This is a genomic window from Streptomyces cylindrosporus (genome assembly GCF_022698165.1).
GTDB classification, from domain to species: domain Bacteria; phylum Actinomycetota; class Actinomycetes; order Streptomycetales; family Streptomycetaceae; genus Streptomyces; species Streptomyces cylindrosporus.
Window position 1 is genome coordinate 548,514 of record NZ_JALDAY010000001.1, and the last position, 20,137, is coordinate 568,650.

16 protein-coding genes are annotated in these 20,137 nt (G+C 69.4%); 8 read left to right on the top strand and 8 right to left on the bottom strand.

Going from position 1 to position 20,137, the window contains the following annotated elements; all coding sequences use genetic code 11:
* The first annotated feature begins 10 nt into the window (after window positions 1–10).
* The 4 genes from MQP27_RS02325 (at window position 11) to MQP27_RS02340 (ending at window position 4,671) form a co-directional block, all read left to right on the top strand.
* Window positions 11–595, top strand: coding sequence for a class I SAM-dependent methyltransferase (locus tag MQP27_RS02325; protein ID WP_242760276.1), 585 nt, complete (start codon window positions 11–13; stop codon window positions 593–595).
* 134 nt (window positions 596–729) lie between these two features.
* Window positions 730–1,686: an arabinan endo-1,5-alpha-L-arabinosidase gene (locus MQP27_RS02330; RefSeq protein ID WP_242760278.1), complete on the top strand. Its 957-nt coding sequence runs from the start codon at window positions 730–732 to the stop codon at window positions 1,684–1,686.
* A 102-nt stretch (window positions 1,687–1,788) separates the two neighbouring features.
* Entirely contained in the window at window positions 1,789–2,964 is a 1,176-nt protein-coding gene (locus MQP27_RS02335; protein WP_242760280.1) for a 4-hydroxybenzoate 3-monooxygenase, read from the top strand.
* Between the two features lie 75 nt (window positions 2,965–3,039).
* Window positions 3,040–4,671, top strand: coding sequence for a methyltransferase (locus tag MQP27_RS02340; RefSeq protein WP_242760282.1), 1,632 nt, complete (start codon window positions 3,040–3,042; stop codon window positions 4,669–4,671).
* 45 nt (window positions 4,672–4,716) lie between these two features.
* Here MQP27_RS02340 and MQP27_RS02345 read toward each other — a convergent pair whose 3' ends face one another.
* A complete protein-coding gene (locus MQP27_RS02345; RefSeq protein WP_242760284.1) occupies window positions 4,717–6,264 on the bottom strand; it encodes a pyridoxal phosphate-dependent aminotransferase in 1,548 nt (515 codons plus the stop codon).
* Between the two features lie 292 nt (window positions 6,265–6,556).
* Here MQP27_RS02345 and araB point away from each other — a divergent pair, with 292 nt between their 5' ends.
* From araB to araD, 3 genes are read left to right on the top strand one after another with little or no spacing between them, the layout of a single operon-like run.
* On the top strand, window positions 6,557–8,245 hold the full coding sequence (gene araB, locus MQP27_RS02350; protein ID WP_242760292.1) for a ribulokinase: 1,689 nt from the start codon (window positions 6,557–6,559) through the stop codon (window positions 8,243–8,245).
* 26 nt (window positions 8,246–8,271) lie between these two features.
* Window positions 8,272–9,807 carry an L-arabinose isomerase gene (gene araA, locus MQP27_RS02355; RefSeq protein ID WP_242760300.1) on the top strand — a complete coding sequence of 512 codons (1,536 nt, stop codon included), beginning with the start codon at window positions 8,272–8,274 and terminating at the stop codon, window positions 9,805–9,807.
* 13 nt (window positions 9,808–9,820) lie between these two features.
* Window positions 9,821–10,525 (top strand): L-ribulose-5-phosphate 4-epimerase AraD, encoded by a 705-nt coding sequence (gene araD / locus MQP27_RS02360; protein ID WP_242760302.1) that lies wholly within the window; start codon window positions 9,821–9,823, stop codon window positions 10,523–10,525.
* 65 nt (window positions 10,526–10,590) lie between these two features.
* On the opposite strand, the gene MQP27_RS02365 is transcribed toward araD, so the two are convergent.
* The 7 genes from MQP27_RS02365 to MQP27_RS02395 all read right to left on the bottom strand — a co-directional run bounded on the left by MQP27_RS02365 (window position 10,591) and on the right by MQP27_RS02395 (window position 19,050).
* Entirely contained in the window at window positions 10,591–11,745 is a 1,155-nt protein-coding gene (locus MQP27_RS02365) for an aldose epimerase family protein (protein ID WP_242760304.1), read from the bottom strand.
* 58 nt (window positions 11,746–11,803) lie between these two features.
* Window positions 11,804–13,051 (bottom strand): multiple monosaccharide ABC transporter permease, encoded by a 1,248-nt coding sequence (mmsB, locus tag MQP27_RS02370; protein WP_242760306.1) that lies wholly within the window; start codon window positions 13,049–13,051, stop codon window positions 11,804–11,806.
* Window positions 13,048–14,598 carry a multiple monosaccharide ABC transporter ATP-binding protein gene (gene mmsA / locus MQP27_RS02375; protein WP_242760308.1) on the bottom strand — a complete coding sequence of 517 codons (1,551 nt, stop codon included), beginning with the start codon at window positions 14,596–14,598 and terminating at the stop codon, window positions 13,048–13,050. Before mmsA ends, mmsB begins: the two co-directional genes overlap by 4 nt.
* A 53-nt stretch (window positions 14,599–14,651) precedes the next feature.
* Window positions 14,652–15,758 (bottom strand): multiple monosaccharide ABC transporter substrate-binding protein, encoded by a 1,107-nt coding sequence (gene chvE / locus MQP27_RS02380; protein ID WP_242760330.1) that lies wholly within the window; start codon window positions 15,756–15,758, stop codon window positions 14,652–14,654.
* Between the two features lie 47 nt (window positions 15,759–15,805).
* Window positions 15,806–16,777 (bottom strand): hypothetical protein, encoded by a 972-nt coding sequence (locus tag MQP27_RS02385; protein ID WP_242760332.1) that lies wholly within the window; start codon window positions 16,775–16,777, stop codon window positions 15,806–15,808.
* A 114-nt stretch (window positions 16,778–16,891) separates the two neighbouring features.
* Entirely contained in the window at window positions 16,892–17,896 is a 1,005-nt protein-coding gene (locus tag MQP27_RS02390) for a zinc-dependent alcohol dehydrogenase (RefSeq protein ID WP_242760340.1), read from the bottom strand.
* Entirely contained in the window at window positions 17,893–19,050 is a 1,158-nt protein-coding gene (locus tag MQP27_RS02395) for a mandelate racemase/muconate lactonizing enzyme family protein (protein WP_242760342.1), read from the bottom strand. The genes MQP27_RS02390 and MQP27_RS02395 overlap by 4 nt, the downstream gene beginning before the upstream one ends.
* Before the next feature lie 280 nt (window positions 19,051–19,330).
* On the opposite strand from MQP27_RS02395, the gene MQP27_RS02400 reads away from it, so the two are divergent.
* On the top strand, window positions 19,331–20,122 hold the full coding sequence (locus tag MQP27_RS02400; RefSeq protein ID WP_242760344.1) for an SCO2400 family protein: 792 nt from the start codon (window positions 19,331–19,333) through the stop codon (window positions 20,120–20,122).
* Window positions 20,123–20,137 lie beyond the last annotated feature (15 nt).

Genomic DNA, 20,137 nt, shown 5'->3' on the forward strand with positions numbered 1-20,137 from the left:
GACTGAGTACATGACGTCCATGAACCAGTACCACCTGACCTTCCTGACCTCCCCGGAGTGGGCCGAGACACTGCGCACCAGGCTGCTGCCCTGGCTACGGGACACGGTCGAACTCGGCGACGACGTACTGGAGGTGGGCCCCGGCCCCGGCCTCACCACCGATCTCCTCCTCGAACTGACCTCCCATGTCACGGCGGTGGAGATCGACGCCGAGCTCGCCCGGAAACTCGCCGCCCGACTGGACGGCGCCCGCGCCACGGTCGTCCACGGCGACGCGAGCACCGTCGACCTGGAGCCCGACCGCTACTCCGCGGCGACCTGCTTCACGATGCTGCACCACGTCGAATCACCCGAGGCCCAGGACCGGTTGTTCGCTCGCATCCGTCAACTCCTGCGCCCCGGCGGGGTGTTCGTGGGCGCCGACTCCGTCGCCAGCGACGAGCTGCGCGACTTCCACGTCGACGACACCTATGTGCCGGTCGACCCCGACACCCTCGAACTCCGCCTCACCGCCGCCGGGTTCACCGACATCACGGTCATCAGGGCGCCCGGCGAGGGGCACTTCCGGTTCACCGCGCGCAGGCCGAACGCCTGAGGCTGCGCGGACCGTTGACGCGCAAGTTGTTCGATTCTACGGTCCCGTCCGAAGCCGACCGTCCGAAGCTCTGATCGGCGATCGGTATATCGAACAACCTCATCCGGCATCCCCCCACCTGGAGGAGCGTCAACGTGAACCGCACTTCACTTCTCGCGATCCCCGCCGCCGTCCTGCTCGCCCTGGTCCCCGGCACGGCCTCGGCCTACCCCAACCCGGGCACGGTCACCGGCGACGTCGTCGTCCACGACCCGACGATGATCCGCACCTCGGCCGGCCGCTACCTGCTCTACTCCACGGGCGGCGGCCTGGCCTACCGGACCTCCACCGACCGCACCGCGTTCAGCGCCGGCGGCGACGCCTTCGCCACCAAGCCGGGCTGGTGGTCCTCGTACGCGACCGAGGCCTGGGCGCCGGACATCTCGTACCACGGCGGCAAGTACCTGATGTACTACGCGGTCTCGACCTTCGGCTCCAACAAGTCGGCCATCGGGCTGGCCGGTTCAGCGACCGGCCTGCCCGGTTCCTGGACCGACTACGGCACCGTCTACACCTCGACCACCTCCAGCGACTACAACGCCATCGACCCGAACCTCTTCGTCGACGACGACGGCAAGTGGTGGCTGTCGTTCGGCAGTTGGTGGACCGGCATCAAGATGATCCAGATAGACCCGGGCACCGGGAAGCAGCTCGCCTCCAACACCACCCGCTACTCGATCGCGTCCCGCCCCACCGGGACCAAGGCGGTCGAGGCGCCGTACATCGTCAAGCGGGGCGGCTACTACTACCTCTTCGCCTCCTACGACGTCTGCTGCCAGGGCACCAGCTCCACGTACAAGGTGAAGGTCGGCCGCGCCACGAGCGTCACCGGCCCGTACTACGACAAGAGCGGCGTCGCGATGACGAACAACGGCGGCACACCCGTCCTGGAGTCCCACGGCAGCGTGATCGGCCCTGGCGGCCAGTCCGTCATGAACGACTCCGACGGCGACCTGATCGTCTACCACTACTACGACGGCAACGACAACGGCACCCCCAAGCTCGGCATCAACCTGCTGAGCTGGAGCACGGGTTGGCCGGTCGCGTACTAGGCCCCCACCCGTATGGACCAATCGCCCTGTTCTGTGTATGTCCGGTGAAGATCCGGGTGATATGAAACCCCTTGACCGAAAGTGAAACGTCAGAGGGCGGGCATGGGGAAACGGTTCGACCTGGGGGAACAGGTCGGTGTGGTGATCGTCGGGGCCGGGCCGGCGGGGCTGGTTCTGGGCAATCTCCTGTTGGACCGAGGGGTCGACTGCGTCATTCTCGAACGGCGTGCGCGCGCGGCGGTGGAGGGGCGGGCCAGGGCCGGATTCCTGGCCGCCCACTCCGTGCGCGTCCTGACCGACAACGGCCTGGCCGCCGGACTGCGGGCCCGCGGCCGTACCCACGCGACCTGCCTCTTCCGCGGCGACCGGGGGGAGTTCACCCTCGACTACGGGCGGCTGGGGCGCGGCGAGGTGCACACCGTGTACCCGCAGCAGGAGCTGGTGCGGGACCTGGTCGCCGAGTATCTGCGGCGCGGCGGTGAACTCTGGTTCGGGCAGGAGGTCGAGGAGATCTCCGCGGGCCGGGTGCGGGTGCGCGGCGGCCAGGACGTGACGGGGCGGTACGTCGCCGGGTGCGACGGACACCGGGGCGTCGCGCGCCGCGCACTCATCGCACAGGGGACCCGCACCTCCCGCTGGGACCACGGCGTCTCCTGGCTGGCGGTCCTGGCCGAGGCCCCGCCCAGCATGGCGGCCGTGGGATACGCCCTGCACGAGCGGGGGTTCGCCGGCCACATGGCGCGCACCGCGTCCGTCACCCGCTACTACCTCCAGTGCCCGCGCGGCACCGACCCCGCCGAGTGGAGCGAGGACCGGATCTGGACCGAGCTGGCGACCCGGATGCGCACGGCCGAGTTCGGCCCGCTCCGACAGGGCCCGGTCCTGGAGAAGGCGGTCGTCGACCTGCGCTCCGACGTCCTGGAGAGCCCGGGCGCCGGGCGGCTGTGGCTGGCCGGCGACGCGGCCGGGCTCATCAGCCCCTCCGCGGCCAAGGGCGCCAATCTCGCCGTACTCCAGGCCGAGTTGCTGGCGCACGCCCTCACCGAGGCACTGACCCGCGGTGACGAGACCGGACTCGCCCGGTACGCCGCGGACGCCCTGCCCCGCGTGTGGCGGGCGCACGAGTTCTCGCACTGGATGAGCGGCCTGCTGCACGGGCCCGCCGACGACGGCGCCGAGGCCCGTTACGGCCGCGCCCTCCAGTACGCCCGCCTGGAGAGCCTGCGGACCTCCCGCACCCACCAGGACTATTTCGCCGAGAACTACACCGGCATCTGATCCCAGCACTCCCCAGCACTCCCGAGCACTCCCCAGCACCCCTGCATCCGTCCCACCATCCACCGGGAACCCTTCATGAACCTCCCCGTCGTACAGGCATGCCTGCTGGCCGAAGCCGACCTGCAAAGGATCCGGCGCGCGGCCGACTACGTCCGTGCCCACGACACGGACCAGGTCCTGGCCGAACTGCTCCCCGACCTCACCGCCGAGGAACGGGCCGACGTCTCCCGCCACCTCGTCTTCGACCACACCGCGGTACTCGTCTTCCCTGCCACCCTCGACGGCCTGTGCGAGGAACTGCGTGAACGCGGCCTGGAACCGGGCGAGATGACCCCGAGTGTGGTCGTCCGCGGCCGACTGGCCCGCCGCTACGGCGCGGTGGTCGGCGAGAGCCCGGTGGGCATCGTGCACGTCGCGGTGGAGGGCCGCAGCGTGGAGGTCTTCGCACTCCCGGTCCCGCCCGACTCCCCCCTGGAGGCGGTCGTCGCCGACGAACGAGCCGCCGGCCACGAGTCCCACCACGCCTTCGCCCTCACCTCACCGGGCCCGGTGGTCCCGGCCGGCCTGCGCACCCTGCTCCAGGAACGCGGCGGCGCGGTCTCGGACGGCGGCGGCCACAACGCCCACGAGAACGTGACGGTCCTCTACTTCCGCACCCGCACCCACCAGCGCTTCGAACTCCGCCTGCCCGGCCGCCACGCGCCCCTGCCCGACCCGGCGGTCTCCCTCCTCGGCGTCATGACCGGCGCCTGGGCCACGCAGGCCGTCGCCACGATGGCCGAACTGCACATCGCCGACCACCTGGCCGACACCCCGGGCATGGACGCCGACACCCTGGCCAAGCTGACCGACACCCACCCCGACGCCCTCCGCCGCCTCCTGCGCTACCTGTCCACCCTCGGCCTCCTGACCTCGGCGGACGGCACGTACCACCTCACCGCGGCGGGCCAACCCCTGCGCACGGGAACGGACTTCTCCCTCCACCCGCTGGCCCTCCTGTACGGCGGCCTGTTCTACGACTCCTTCGCCGGCCTCACCCACTCGGTCCGCACCGGCGAGGAGGCCTTCGCCCACCGCTACGGCCGACACCACTTCACCTACCTCGCCGAACACCCCGAACTCGGCGACCTCTTCCACCGCGCGATGGCGGCCAGCACGGAGATGTTCGCCCCGGTGCCACACCTTTTGGACTTCACCGACGTCCACAAGGTGATCGACGTCGGCGGCGGAAACGGCGAGCTGCTGGGCCGTGTGCTACGGGCTCACGCGCACGTGGAGGGCGTACTCCTGGAGCAGGAGGGGGCGTTGGAGGCGGCACGGTCCAACTTGGCGGACGTGACGGCCCGTTGCACTTTCTCGCCCGGTGACTTCACGAAGGCGGTTCCGCCCGGCGGAGACGTCTACCTGCTCTCCCGAGTCCTCCACGATTGGGACGACGAACGCTGCCTGACGATCCTCCGCAGATGCGCGGAGGCGATGCGCCCAGGAGCCCAACTCCTACTGGTGGAACGCCTGTTGCCGGACAGAGAGGGCACGCCTGCCCCCGCGGTCGCCTGGGACGTCCACATGCTGTGCAACGTGGGAGGCCGCGAACGGAACGAGAACCACTACCGAGGCCTGCTGGAGGAGGCAGGCTTCGAGTTCAGGGGGTGCGACGCTCTGCCACTGGGAGGGTCACTGATCCACGCGGTGAGAGCAACTCCCTAGGGGCGCGGGGAACTGCGCGACCAGCCCCCACGCACCCGCACCCGACTACGCTCCAGCCGCACTCGGCCAAGACTGCGCATTCGGCCACCCGGTAGCGGGCGCCGGAGCCAACCCAGGCCCGGTAGTCCCCCGCACCTGCGCCGCCGTAAGCCCCCCACGAGCCGGAACTCCAGGCGGCGTAGGCCCGACAGGCATGACCGGCTCAGGCATAGGCGTAGGCACCGGCACAGGCGCCTGCATCGCAGCCGGCATCGGCGCCGCAGGCATGGGCGCAGGCATGGGCGTCGGCATCGGCATAGGCGCCGCAGGCACAGGCACAGGCATCGGAACCGGCTCAGGCGCCGCAGGCATCTGCATCGGCATCTGAGTCGGCATCTGAATCCCCGCCCCGTTCGTCTCGCCCACCAGCCGGTCCACGGCCGCCGTACCCGAGCTGTAGCTGGTCCCGGCGCCCAGCTCGGGCACGGCGGCTCCCCTCCTGGTCCCGTAGAGCACCTGTTCCATGCCGGACACCAGGCGACGCACGTCCGTCTGGGGGCGCACCACGAGCCTCAGGAAGCGGCTGGACGAACCGATCTTGTTGCCGCACTCGCGGACCAGGATGCGGTGCTCGGTGAGCAGCCGGTCCCGGACCACGGTGCCTTCGGCGCCCACGGGGAGGCGCACGAAAAGGAAGTTGCCCTGCGAGGGGTACACGGTCAGGCCCGGCAGCGCGGAGAGCTGGCTGGCCATGTCGAGGCGGTCCCGGCGGACCTGCAGCAGGCTCTGCGCGTACTCGGCCCCGTGCTCCTTGAGCATGAACACCACGTACTCGGCGAAGGCGTTGAGGTTCCACTTGGGGAGCATGGAACGGACCCGGCCGGCCAGCGAGGGGTTGGCGACCATGTAGCCGAAGCGTATGCCGTGCAGGCCGAAGTTCTTGCCGAGGCTGCGCAGCACGATGACGTTCGGCCGGATCATCGCCTCCTGCACGACGCTCGGCTCCTGTTCGGCGTCGGCGAACTCCAGGAAGGACTCGTCGATGATCACGAGGTCGAGGTCGGCCATCGCGTCCATGAACTGCACGAGCGCGTGCTTGTGGAGGAAGCCGCCGTCGGGGTTGTTCGGGTTGCAGATCACCGCGACCCGGGTGCCGCGCTTGCGGATGAACTCGGCGTACTGGGCGAGGTCCAGGGCGAAGCCGTTGGACTCCTGCAGCGGGAACATGTCGACCCGCTTGCCGGTCTCCATGGGCTGGTCGGTCCAGCGGCCGAAGGTGGGGACGGGGATGGCGAGGGACTCGCGGACCATCAGATGGTCGATCCAGGTGATGAGCTCGGTCGAGCCGTTGCCCATCGCCACGGCCTGCGGCGGGAGTTGGAGCAGGTTGCACAGCTCGGCGGTGATGGTGTCGGCGCTGCTCGGGTAGTACGTGACGATGTCCCGCAGCCGCGCCGCCATGGTGTCCATCATGGCCGGGGTGGGGAAGTAGGGATTGCAGGGGATACAGAAGTCGATCGGGCCGGCCCCGTCGCCGCCTTCCCGGGTCAACGCCGCCATCGACGGGCTGTGAGCCGCGGTGCTGCGGAACAGCGAGGTGACGTTGTCGGCCATGGAACCTCCGTATGGGGCGGGCCCGGCGGGGACTTCCGGGCCCGTCGTGTCTGGGTGGCCCGCGCGGGGGAGCACGGGCCGCCCTTACATACGGCGTTGCGCGGGGCGCTGTTCAACGGATGTGAAAGGAGTGTGACTTCGGGAACCGGAACCCCTTCTTCGACGTCCGTTCGTCCCTGCCTGTGGGACCTAAGACCCCTGCCCCCGGATCTGCGCCCCGGTGACCATGGTCCTGTAAGCAGTTGTTCCGAACGATGGTCGATATACCGAACACCCGGAAGGGGGCCGGCCCATGGACGCCGAGCACGGTGAGCACGGTGAGCGCGGCGACCTCGATCCCTGTGTCGTCGGAGTCGACTTCGGCACGCTGTCGGGGCGGGCCGTGGTGGTCCGGGTCCGTGACGGTGCGGAGCTGGGGACGGCGGAGCACATGTACACGCACGGCGTCCTCGACCGCGAACTGCCCGACGGCACACCGCTGCCGCCCGCATGGGCCCTCCAGGTGCCCGCCGACTGGATCGACGTCCTGCGTCACGCCGTCCCCGAGGCCCTCGCCCGTTCCGGTGTGCGGCCCGGGCAGGTGATCGGCATCGGCACCGACTTCACGGCCTGTACGGTCCTGCCGACGCTCGCCGACGGCACCCCCCTGTGCGAACTGCCCGGTCTCGACGCCCGTCCGCACGCCTATCCCAAGCTGTGGAAGCACCACGCCGCCCAGCCCCAGGCCGACCGGATCAACGCGCTGGCCGCCGAGCGCAAGGAGCCCTGGCTCGAACGGTATGGCGGGAAGATCTCCTCCGAGTGGGAGTTCGCCAAGGCGCTGCAGGTCCTTGAGGAGGACCCGGAGACCTACCGCCGCACCGAGCGCTGGCTGGAGGGTGCCGACTGGATCGTCTGGCGGCTCTGCGGGACGTACGTCCGCAACGCCTGCACCGCGGGCTACAAGGGCCAGTACCAGGACGGCGCTTACCCCTCCCGCGGTTATCTGGCCGCCCTGCACCCGGACTTCGAAGGCTTCGTCGACGACAAGCTGGACCAGCCGATCGGTCAACTGGGCTCGGCGGCAGGCCGGTTGACGGCCGAGGCGGCCGCCTGGACGGGGCTGCCCGCAGGCATCCCGGTCTGTGTCGGCAATGTCGACGCCCATGTCACCGCCCCGGCCGCGGCGGCGGTCGAGCCCGGTCAGATGGTCGCCATCATGGGCACCTCCACCTGTCATGTCATGAGTTCCGACCGGCTCGGCGCCGTGCCCGGCATGTGCGGGGTCGTCGACGGCGGCATCCTGCCGGGACTGTGGGGCTACGAGGCCGGGCAGAGCGGTGTCGGTGACATCTTCGCCTGGTGCGTGCGTACCGGCTTCCCCGCCGAGTACGCCGAGCGGGCCGCGGCCGCCGGGCAGGATCCGCACGAGTACCTGACCGCCCTCGCCGCCCGGCAGAAGGTCGGCGCGCACGGCCTGGTCGCCCTGGACTGGCACAGCGGCAACCGCTCCGTCCTGGTCGATCACGACCTCAGCGGCCTCATCGTCGGCCAGACCCTCGCCACCCGCCCCGAGGACGTCTACCGCGCCCTGCTGGAGGCCACCGCCTTCGGCACCCGCACCATCATCGAGGCCTTCGAGTCCGCCGCCGTACCGGTACGGGAACTGATCGTCGCCGGCGGCCTGACGAAGAACGCCCTGCTGATGCAGATCTACGCCGACGTCACCCGCCGCCCGCTGAGCGTCATCGCCTCCGCGCAGGGCCCGGCCCTGGGTGCCGCGACGCACGCCGCCGTCGCCGCCGGGGCGCACCCCGACATCCGTGCCGCCGCCCACGCCATGGGCAAGGTCCACCGGGCCGGCTACCTGCCCGACCCGGAGCGGGCCGCGGCGTACGACCGCCTGTACGCCGAATACCGCCTGCTGCACGACCACTTCGGCCGCGGCGGCAACGACGTCATGCACCGCCTGCGCCGCATCCGCGAAGCAGCCTCCGCGTGAGCCGGATCTCCGTGAAAGGAACCGTCATGACTGTTTCACCGAACGAGGCACACCGGGTCCCGGAGACGGCTCCGGAGACGGCCCAGGAGATCTGGTTCCTCACCGGCAGCCAGGGTCTGTACGGCGAGGACACCCTGCGCCAGGTCGCCGAGCAGTCCCGCCGGATCGCCGACATCCTCGACGAGGCGCCGAAGATCCGCGCGCGGATCGTCTGGAAGCCGGTCCTGACCGATGCCGAATCGATCCGCCGGATGTGCCGGGAGGCCAACGACTCCGACGCCTGCACGGGCGTGATCGTCTGGATGCACACCTTCTCACCGGCCAAGATGTGGATCGGCGGGCTCAGCGTCCTGGACCGGCCCGTGCTGCACCTGCATACCCAGTTCAACCTGTCGCTGCCCTGGTCCAGCATCGACATGGACTTCATGAACCTCAACCAGGCCGCCCACGGCGACCGCGAGTTCGCCCATATCGAGGCCCGCCTCGGGGTGCACCGCAAGATCGTCGCCGGGCACGCCACCGAACCCCGGGTGATCGCCCGGATCGCCGCCTGGTCCCGCGCCGCCGCCGGCCGGCAGGCCGCCCGCACCATGCGCCTGGCCCGCTTCGGCGACAACATGCGGGACGTCGCCGTCACCGAGGGCGACAAGGTCGAGGCGGAACTGCGCTTCGGCTACTCCGTGAACACCTACGCCGTAGGCGACCTGGTCGCCGTCGTGGACAGCGTCCCCGACAAGGAGGCCGTCGAACTCGCCGCCGACTACTGCGAGTTGTACGACATGGTGCCCATCCTGCGCCCGGACGGCCCCCGGCACGACTCGCTGGTGTACGAGGCGCGGGTCGAACTCGCCCTGCGTGCCTTCCTCCTGGACGGCGGCTTCACCGCCTTCACCACCAACTTCGAGGACCTGGGCGGCCTTCGCCAGCTGCCCGGACTCGCCGTCCAGCGGCTGATGGCCGACGGCTACGGCTTCGGCGCCGAGGGCGACTGGAAGACCTCCGCGCTGCTGCGCACGATGAAGGTCATGGGCCTCGGCAGGCCGGGCGGCTCCACCTTCATGGAGGACTACACCTACCACCTGTGCCCCGGCGTCCCCCGCATCCTCGGCGCGCACATGCTGGAGGTCTGCCCGTCCGTCGCCGCCGGCCGCCCGCGCTGCGAGATCCACCCGCTGTCCATCGGCGGCCGCGAGGACCCCGTCCGGCTGATCTTCGACGCGGCCCCCGGCCCCGCCGTGGTCGTCGGCCTGTGCGACCTCGGCGACCGGTTCCGGCTGACCGCCAACACCGTCGATGTCGTGGCCAGCGAGCCGCTGCCCCAACTGCCGGTCGCCCGGGCCGTGTGGGTGCCGCGCCCCTCGCTCGCCGAGTCGGCCGAGAGCTGGCTGCTGGCCGGCGCCCCGCACCACACGGTGCTCAGTTCCGCCGTCGATCCGGAGACCCTGGCCGACTACGCGGCCATGGCCGACGTCGAACTGCTCACCATCGACCAGGACACCACCTCGGAGCAGCTCGCCAAGGAGATCCGGTGGAACTCCGCCTACTACCGCCTTGCCCGGTGAGGAGGGACCGACGATGAGCGTGCATGTCCGCGATGTCCTGCGGCAGGAGGTCCTGGAGGCCAACCTGGCCATTCCCCGGGCCGGCCTCGCCACCCTCACCTGGGGCAATGTGAGCGGCGTCGACCGGGAGGCGGGGGTGTTCGTCATCAAGCCGTCCGGAGTGCCGTACGAGGAGCTGAAGGCGGACGACCTGGTGACGGTACGGCTGTTTGACGGGGCCGTGGTCGACGGCCGTCTGCGCCCCTCCACCGACACGGAGACCCACCGCTGCCTCTATCTGGCGTTCCCGTCCATCGGCGGTGTCACCCACACCCACTCCACCCACGCGGTGGCCTTCGCCCAGGCCCGAAGGGACATCCCGGTGCTGGGCACCACGCACGCCGACACCTTCAACGGGCCGATCCCGTGCACCCCCGACCTCACCGCCGAGCAGTGCGCGAAGGACTACGAGTACAACACCGGCCGGATCATCGTCGACCTGCTCGACGGCGACGACGAGCGGGCGAGGGAGGTGCCGGGTGTGCTGGTCGCCAACCACGGACCGTTCACCTGGGGCGCCGGTGCCCGCAAGTCGGTCGAGCACGCCATCATCTGCGAGGCCGTCGCGGACATGGCGATCCACACCCTGGCCCTGGCCGCCACCGCCCCGCCCCCGCGGCATCTGCTGTACCGGCACTACACCCGCAAGCACGGCCCGGGCGCCTACTACGGCAACTGACCGTCGCGGCGAACGAAAAGGCGGCCCGTGCGCACAGCACAGGCCGCCTTCCTGCCGGATGCGGGTCAGCAGCCGAAGGTGTGGACCGTCGTCGTCCGGTACGTCTGCCCCGGTCGCAGCACCGTCGACGGGAAGTTCGCGTGGTTCGGCGAGTCCGGGAAGTGCTGTGTCTCCAGGCACAGCGCGTCACCCTGGCGGTAGGTCTTGCCGCCCGTTCCGGTGAGCGTGCCGTCGAGGAAGTTGCCGGAGTAGAACTGCAGCCCCGGCTGGTCGGTGGCGATCTTCAGGGTGCGGCCGGAACGCGGGTCGCGCAGGGTCGCGACGTGCTCGGGCTTGGCCGTGATGCCCTTGTCGAGCACCCAGTTGTGGTCGTAGCCCTTGGCCTGCACCTGCTGGACGTGGCCGTCGCGGATGTCGCGGCCGACCGTCTTGGTCTTGCGGAAGTCGAAGGGCGTGCCGGCGACCTTCGCCAGTTCGCCGGTCGGGATGAGGCCCGTGTCGGTGGGCGTGTAGCGGCCGGCGGCGATCGAGAGCTCGTGGTCCTCGATCGTGCCGCTGCCCTCGCCGGCGAGGTTCCAGTAGACGTGGCTGGTGAGGTTGACCACGGTGGCCTTGTCGGTGGTGGCCTCGTAGTCGATGCGCCAGTCGCCGTGCTTGGTGAGGGTGTACGTCACCTTCGCCTTGAGCGTGCCCGGGTAGCCCATCTCGCCGTCGATGCTGGTGTAGTGCAACACCAGACCGACGTCGGAGCCCTTGGTGAACGGCTCGACGTCCCAGATGTGCTTGTCGAAGCCCTGCGTGCCGCCGTGCAGGCTGTTGACGCCGTCGTTCACGGACAGCTGGTACGTCTTGCCGTCCAGGGTGAACTGGCCCTTGGCGATGCGGTTGCCGTACCGGCCGATCAGGGCGCCGAAGTACGGGGTCTTGGCGACGTAGTCCTCGATGTTGTCGAAGCCGAGGGAGACGTTGGCGTAGTGGCCGCGCCGGTCCGGGATCTCCAGACCCTGGACCACACCGCCCCAGTTGAGGACCTTCAGCCGGGTGCCGCCGTTCTCCAGCGACCAGCGGTAGACCTTCGTGCCGTCGGCGAGCTTGCCGAAGAGCTCCTTCACCGGCTTCTTTCCTCCCGAGGCCGCCTGGGCCGTGCCCGTGCCGAGGGTGGTGGCGGCGATGCCCGCGGCCGCGGCTCCTGCGATGACAGTGCGTCTGTTCAGTTCCATGTTGCGGCTCCCGTAAAGGGGTGGGGCCCCGCCGCCTCGCGACGGGGCCCGAGCTGACTTACGAACCGGACTTGCGCTTGTTCCACACGTCGAACCCGACCGCGGCCAGCAGGGCGAGGCCCTTGATGACCTGTTGCCAGTCGGTGCCGACGCTGAGGAGGTTCATACCGTTGTTCAGCACGCCGAGGACGAGACCACCGATGATCGCACCCAGGACGGTACCCACACCGCCGCTCATGGACGCGCCACCGATGAACGACGAGGCGATGGCTTCGAGCTCGAAGTTCAGACCCGCCTTCGGCGAGGCCGCGTTCAGGCGGGCGGCGACCACCAGACCCGCCAGGGCCGCGAGCACGCCCATGTTCAGGAAGACGAAGAAGGTGACCTTCTTGTCCTTGACGCCGGACAGCTTCGCCGCCGGCAGGTTGCCGCCGATCGCGTAGATGTGCCGGCCGAAGACCGCGTTGCGCATGACGTAGCCGTAACCGACCACGAGCACACCGAGGACGATCAGGATGATCGGCGCGCCCTGGTAGCTGGCGAGGATCATGGTGACCGCGATGATCGCGGCGGCGATGGCGACGAGCTTGAGCAGGAAGGCGTTCCTGGGCAGCACGTCGAGCGAGAACTCCTGCTCGCGCCGGCGGTCGCGGACCTCCTGGTAGACCACGAAGGCAAGGAGCACGATGCCCAGGAGAAGCGTCAGGTTGTGGTAGTTGGTGTTCGGGCCGACCTCGGGCAGGAACCCGTTGCCGAGCTTCTGCAGGCCGTTCGGGAACGGGCCGAGGGTCTGGCCCTGGAGGAAGATCTCCGTCAGACCGCGGAAGAGCAGCATGCCGGCCAGGGTGACGATGAAGGACGGTATGCCGAGATAGGCGATCAGGAAGCCCTGCAGGGCACCCGCGACCGCGCCCACCAGCAGGCACAGCACCAGCGCGACCGGCCAGGCCACACTGTGCTGGACCGTCAGCACGGCCGCGAACGCGCCGACGAACGCCGTCAGCGACCCGACCGACAGGTCGATGTGCCCCGCGATGATCACCAGCATCATGCCGATCGCGAGGATCAGGATGTAGCTGTTCTGCAGCACCAGGTTGGAGACGTTGCGCGGCAGCAGCAGGTCGCCGCCGGTCCACACCTGGAACAGGACCACGATCAGGCCGAGCGCGATCAGCATGCCGTACTGCCGCATGTTGCGGCGCAGCCCGCCCAGGATCAGCTGCAGCAGGTTGCCGTCGGCGGCCGTCCCCCCGCTCTTGCCGGGCGGCGCCGAGGCCGGGACCTTGTCCGTCACATCGGTGCTCATCGGGTTACCTCTTTGTCCTTCGTCATCTGGCGCATCAGCACTTCCTGCGTGGCCTCGGCCCGCGGGACCTCGCCCGTGAGCCGTCCGGCGGCCATGGTGTAGATGCGGTCGCACATGCCGAGCAGCTCGGGCAGCTCGGAGGAGATGAAGACGACCGCCTTGCCCTCGGCGGCCAGCTGGTCGATGACCGTGTAGATCTCGTACTTGGCACCCACGTCGATCCCGCGCGTCGGCTCGTCCAGGATCAGCACCTCGGGACCCGCGAAGATCCACTTGCTGAGGACGACCTTCTGCTGGTTGCCGCCGGACAGCCGGCCCACCGTCTCGAAGACGGTCGGCGCCTTGATGTTCATCGACTTGCGGAAGCGCTCGGCGACCTTCCGCTCCTCGTGCTCGTCCACCACACCGCGCTTCGCGACCTTGCCCAGGGCGGTCAGCGAGATGTTCCGGTTGATGTTGTCGATGAGGTTGAGGCCGTAGTGCTTGCGGTCCTCGGTGACGTACGCGATGCCGTGCTGGACCGCCTCGGCGACGGTCTTCGTACGGATCTCCCTGCCGTCCTTGAAGACCTGGCCGCCCGCGTGCCGGCCGTAGGTGCGCCCGAACACGCTCATCGCGAGCTCGGTGCGGCCGGCGCCCATCAGGCCCGCGATACCGACGATCTCCCCGCGGCGCACGTTGATCGACACATCGTCGACGACCTTGCGCTGCTGGTCGATCGGGTGGTGCACGGTCCAGTTGCGGATCTCCAGCGCGGGTGCCGCGTCCGCCTCGCCCTGGTACGGGGTGCGGTCGGGGAAGCGGTGGTCGAGGTCGCGGCCGACCATGCCGGAGATGATCCGGTCCTCGGTGGTCTCCGGCGCCTTGACGTCCAGGGTCTCGATGGACCGGCCGTCGCGCAGGATCGTCACCGAGTCGGCGACCCGCCGGATCTCGTTGAGCTTGTGGGAGATGATGATCGAGGTGATGCCCTGCTTCTTCAACTCCAGGATCAGGTCCAGGAGTTTGCCGCTGTCCTCGTCGTTGAGAGCCGCGGTCGGCTCGTCGAGGATGAGCAGCTTCACCTTCTTCGACAGCGCCTTGGCGATCTCCACCAGCTGCTGCTTGCCCACGCCGATGTCGGCGATCCGGGTCTCCGGGTGGTCGTTGAGACCGACCCGGCGCAGCAGCTCGGTGGCGTGCTTGAGCGTCTCGTTCCAGTTGATGAACCCGCCGGAGGCGTGTTCGTTGCCGAGGAAGATGTTCTCCGCGATCGACAGGAACGGCACCAGGGCCAGCTCCTGATGGATGATCACGATGCCGTGGTGCTCGCTCGCCCGGATGTCCTTGAACGAGCAGACCTCTCCCTCGAAGAGGATCTCGCCCTCGTAGGTGCCGTGCGGATGGACGCCGGAGAGCACCTTCATCAGGGTGGACTTTCCGGCGCCGTTCTCGCCGCAGATGGCATGGACCTCGCCCTGACGGACGGTCAGCGTGACGTCCGACAGCGCTTTGACGCCGGGAAAGGTCTTGACGATCGAGCGCATTTCCAGGACGGGTCCCGCCATGGTGTGCCCTTTCAATCCGTAGGAATGGCCGGTCTTCTCACCGACGGGGACGACTACTTGAGCTCGGCGGCCGTGTAGTAGCCGGTGTCGACCAGTTCCTTCGTGTAGTTGGTCTTGTCGACGCTCACCGGCTGGAGCAGGTAGGCGGGCACGACCTTGGTGCCGTTGTCGTAGGTCTTGGTGTCGTTGGTCTCCGGCTTCTTGCCGTTGAGCACGTCGTCGACCATGTTCGCGGCCACGTCCGCGAGCTTGCGGGTGTCCTTGTAGACGGTCTGCGTCTGCTCGCCCGCGATGATCGACTTCACCGAGGCGAGCTCGGCGTCCTGGCCGGTGATGACCGGAAGCGGCTTGCTGGAGGAGCCGTAGCCGTCCGACTTCAGGGCGGCGAGGATACCGATCGAGATGCCGTCGTACGGCGACAGCACCGCGTCCACCTTGGCGCTGCTGTACGTGGAGGTCAGGATGTCCTCCATGCGCTTCTGGGCGGTGGCACCGTCCCAGCGCAGCGTGGTGACCTGGGTGAGCTTGGTCTGGCCGGACTTGACCACGAGCTTCTTGCTGTCGATGTACGGCTGGAGCACGCTCATCGCGCCGTTGAAGAAGTACTTGGTGTTGTTGTCGTCGTTGGAGCCGGCGAACAGCTCGATGTTGAAGGGGCCCTTGCCGTTCTTCAGGCCCAGCTTGTCGACGATGTAACTGGCCTGCAGCTCACCGACCTTGGTGTTGTCGAAGGACGCGTAGTAGTCGACGTTCTTCGTACCGAGGATGAGGCGGTCGTAGGCGATCACCGGGATCTTCGCGTCCGCGGCCTGCTGGAGCACGTTGTTGAGCGACTTGTTGTCGATGGCCGCGACGATCAGGCCCTTGACACCCTGCGTGATCAGGTTCTCGATCTGCGAGACCTGCTGGTCGGGGTCGTCCTCGCCGTAGACCAGCTTGGTCTTGTAGCCCTTGGCCTCAAGGTCCTTGACGACGTTCTTGCCGTCGGCGATCCAGCGCTCGGAGGACTTGGTGGGCATCGCGATACCGATGGTGCCGCCCTTGGCACTGCCCGAGCTCTCCTTGCTGCCGCCCTCACTGCTCTGACCACAGGCGGTCAGCGTGAGGGCGAGGGAGGCGGCTCCGGCTATGAGGGTGAGGGCGCTTCTGCGAGTGCGCATGGTGATCAGTCCCTGTTCTTCTCGACGTTGAGAGGTTGAGAGGTGGTTCAGGCCTCGGTGGGGAAGCGGTTGAGCGTTCCGGGCAACCGGGAGCCGAGCGGCGCCATGTCGCCGTCCGCACCGTGCCGGGCGAGCAGGTCGAGGGCGAGGCGGCCGCGCCGCACCCGCTCCCGGGCGGTGTCCAGGGTCACGTCCCGCAGGTGGGTGCCCCACGGGTAGATGCCGGGAGCCCTGGACAGGCCGAACTTCAGGTAGAGCGGTGCGCCGCGCCGGATGAGCTCGGCGACCTCGTACATCCGGATGTAGCCGCCGAGGTCGTCGGGGGCCTCGATGTACATGTCCATGGGGGCGGCGGAGACCCGCCGGATCTCGGTGAGGTGATCCAGCGTCAGGTCGCTGGGCACGTTGAGGGAGTCGGCGCCGAGCCGCTCGTACACCGCGTACGAGGCCGGGTTGACCGGTCCGATCAGCGCCGACACCTTCAGCGTGGTGTCGGCCGGGATGATCCCGGTCTGCCGCGCGCGGTGCAGCGTCCACAGCACGCCCTCGTCGGCGACGAGCAGGCACTTGACGCCCAACTCCGTTGCGCGGACGGCGTCTTCGACACACCCGGCGACGGCGTCGTGTCCGCGTGCGCGCAGTCCGGCCCCCCGCGAGTCGGAGCGCACCGAGCCGCCGATGTCCCAGGTGCCGCGCGGGCCGGTGAACAGGCAGAGCTCGATGTCCCGTTCACCGGTCGCCTCGACCATCTCGGTGATCTCGGAGTCGCTGAGCATCCACACACCGCTGCCCTGGCTGATCCGGTGGATCGGCACGTCCAGGCGCGAGGACTCCTTGAGGACGACGGCCAGCGCTTCGGGACCCTCGCACGAGGGGATCTCGGTGCGCCACTTGCCGCCGCCGGGGAAGGCGTGCGGGGAGGCGTCGGCGGGGTCGAGGGCGGGCGCGCCCAGGCCGAGGGCGGCGAGCGCCTGCTCACCGGGTCGGCGGGCCGCCGTAACGGAGGCGTCGGTCGTCACAAGCTGTCCTTCGTGTTCGATATTTCGGACAAGGTTCGCGGCTCTGGGTATGAGAAGGCTCTGGGTGTACGCCGGTACGGGGACCGTCAGGTCGCCCCCGTACCGGCGTACGTCTTAGGGGCGGAGCAGCACCTTGCCCACCTTGGGATCGCCGGATCCGACCAGCTCGATGGCGTGCGGGAACTCGTCCAGCGGCAGCTCGTGGGTGACCAGCGGCAGCGGGTCGAGCAGCCCGGCGCCGAACACCCGCACCGTGTGCGCCCAGGCGTCCGGCGGCGCACCGAAGACGGTGTGCACCTCCAGCTGCCGTACCACCAGGTCCGTCGGGTCGAGACCCTCGGCGCCCGGCGCCGGGATCCCCGTGAGGACCAGGCGTCCGCCGCGCCGGAGCAGCGAGGCGGCGGTACGGGCGGCGGAGGCGGACCCGGCGGTCTCGATGACGACGTCGAAGTCGTCGGGGAGTTCCTGGTCCCTGGTACGGAAGTCGGTGGCGCCGAAAGTTTTCGAAAGCTCCGCGCGGTCGGGTCGGGTCCCCACCACGAGCAGCTCGGCCGGCGAGCCCGCCTTCAGGAACTGAACGGCGAACATCCCCAGCGTGCCCGTGCCGACGACCGCGACGCGCTCGCCCGGCAGGGCATGCGCCTTGATCGCGGCGGCCGCGATGCAGGCGGCCGGCTCCAGCAGGGCGGCGGCCGTCAGGTCGGCGTCGTCCGGCAGGACGTGCAGCAGCCGCGCGGGCAGCGTGAGCGTGGTCGCCATCGCGCCCGGCTGGGTGAACCCGGTCTCCTCGTACCCCGCGCCGCACAGCGTGGTCTCGCCCGCGTGGCAGCGGTCGCACACCTGGCAGTTGCGGAAGCCCTCACCGACCACCTTGCGGCCGACCAGGCTCTCGGGGACACCGGCACCGACCGCCTCGACCGTCCCGGACCACTCGTGGCCGGGGGTGAGGGGGTAACGCACGTACCCCTCGGGCCGGTTGCCCTGGTACACCTCGCGGTCGCTGCCGCAGATGCCGACCGCGTGGACGCGCACCAGCGCCTCCCCGGCCTCCGGCCGGCGCGGTTCGTGCGAGGTGACCCGGTGCTCGCCCGGTGCCTCGATGACGACCTGGGAGCTCACTTCGTGCCCTTCGGCTTGCGCTGCTCCCAGCCCTCGGCCCACAGGTCGAAGCGGGCCTGCTGCTGCGGGAACTCGGCGGCGGCGTCCGCGTCGAACTCGACACCGAGACCGGGCCGGTCGGTCAGGTGGAAGTAGCCGTCCACTACCTCCGGCGCCCCCTTGACCACCTTCTTGATCTCCGCGTCCGCGAAGTCGTTGAAGTGCTCCAGGATCTTGAAGTTGGGGGAGGTGAAGCCGACCTGGAGGGAGGCCGCGGTGAGCACGGAACCACCGACGTTGTGCGGCGCCACGAGCATGTAGTGGGTCTCGGCGGTCGCGGCGAGCTTGCGCGTCTCCCAGATGCCGCCGATGTGACCGACGTCGGGCTGGATGATGTCGACGGCCTGGCTCTCGAAGAGCTCGCGGAACTCGATGCGGTCGTGGATGCGCTCACCGGTGGCGACCGGGATGTCGACCTTGGCGGCGACCTTCTCCAGCGCCTTCAGGTTCTCCGGCGGGCAGGGCTCCTCCAGCCACGCGGGCTTGAAGGGCGCGAGCTCGTTCGCGAGCCGGACCGCGGTGGCCGGGGAGAAGCGGCCGTGCATCTCCAGCATCAGCTCGGCGTCCGGCCCGATGGCGTCGCGCACGGCCTCGATGAGGGAGACGGCGTACAGGGTCTGCTCGTGGTCCAGCTCGAAGTGCCCGGTGCCGAACGGGTCGATCTTCAGCGCCTTGTACCCGCGCTCCATGACGCCCTGCGCGGCCTTGTGGTACGCCTCCGGGGTCCGCTCCGTGGTGTACCAGCCGTTGGCGTACGCCTTGACCTTGTCGGTGACCTTGCCGCCGAGCAGCTGCCAGACCGGCACGCCGAGGGCCTTGCCCTTGATGTCCCAGCAGGCCATCTCGATCACCGCGATGCCGGACATCACGATCTCGCCGGCCCGGCCGTAGTCGCCGTACTTCATCCGCCGCACGAGGTCTTCCACGGCGAACGGGTCGGAGCCCAGAATGTGGTTGGCCTCGGCCTCCCGCAGATAGCCGATCAGCGCGTCGGTGTGGCCCAGCATCCGGGTCTCGCCGACTCCCGTGATCCCCTCGTCGGTGTGCACCTGTACGTACGTCAGGTTGCGCCACGGCGTCCCGACCACGTGTGTGCTGATTCCGGTGATACGCACGGAGATTGCCCCTCAGCTGTTCGAGATTTCGTCACACGTTCGAAATGCTGGCGTGACAGTAAGGACGGGGCGGCAGGAGTGTCAATGGGTCGAACACATAACGGTTTCGACACCGCTTTCGACACGGCTTTCGGCGGCGGTTTCGGTGCGATCGGGAAAGATGCCCGGGAGAACTCGGGCGAAGTCCTCAACTCGCCGCGCCGGAACGGGCAGTTCCCTACACAACTTTCACAGCTGTGGCTATGAACAATCCCTGTGCGGAACTTACTCTTCCCGCGTCATGGACTACTGCCTCCCGTGCCGACGGCACCTCAACGGCGCCCTCGCCTGCCCGGGGTGCGGTACCTCTGCCGAAGAGATACGCGCCCACCAGGCGCCCCCGCGGGTGCCCGCGCAGACGCGCCACGAACCGCAGCCGGAGCTTCAGCAGGCGGCCGTCGTGGCGGGCCCCGGCCGTGCCGCGCGCCGGAAGGCCCGGGGGCGGTCCGCCGGCGTGCAGGAGCGGCACGGCGCCGACACGGACGTCCTGACCCACGACCCGGCCGACCTCGACGACGTCGATCCGGACGACAGCCCCACCGCCGGTACCAGCCGCCGCGATCGCAAAGCCGCGGCACACCGAAGACGCCGGCGCCGGACCCTGCTGATCAGTACGGCGGCCCTGCTCGCGGCGGCCGGTCTCAGCCTCGCGGAACTGGGCGTAGACGCCCCCTTCACCAGCTCCAAGCCGGCCGCGACCGGTGACGACTCGGCGGACGGCGCGGCCTCGGCGGAGGCCGGCCGCACGGCCAGGCCGGGCGACGGCAAGAAGAGCGGCGACGCGAGCAACTCCCCGTCGGCGAAAGCCTCCGCGTCGCCGTCGTCCTCGGAGTCCAAGGACACCAAGGACGAGGACAAGCCGTCCAAGGACACCCAGTCGGCCACCACGGGCACCAACCCCGGCACCTCGACGACGTCCCCGTCGGACACGACCCCGGCCCAGTCGCCCACCGCCACCTCGGCACCGACGACATCCGCCCCGAGCCCGGACCCGTCACCCACGTGCACCCGGTTCCTGTGGTGGTGCAGCTGAGCCCACAGGGCTCGC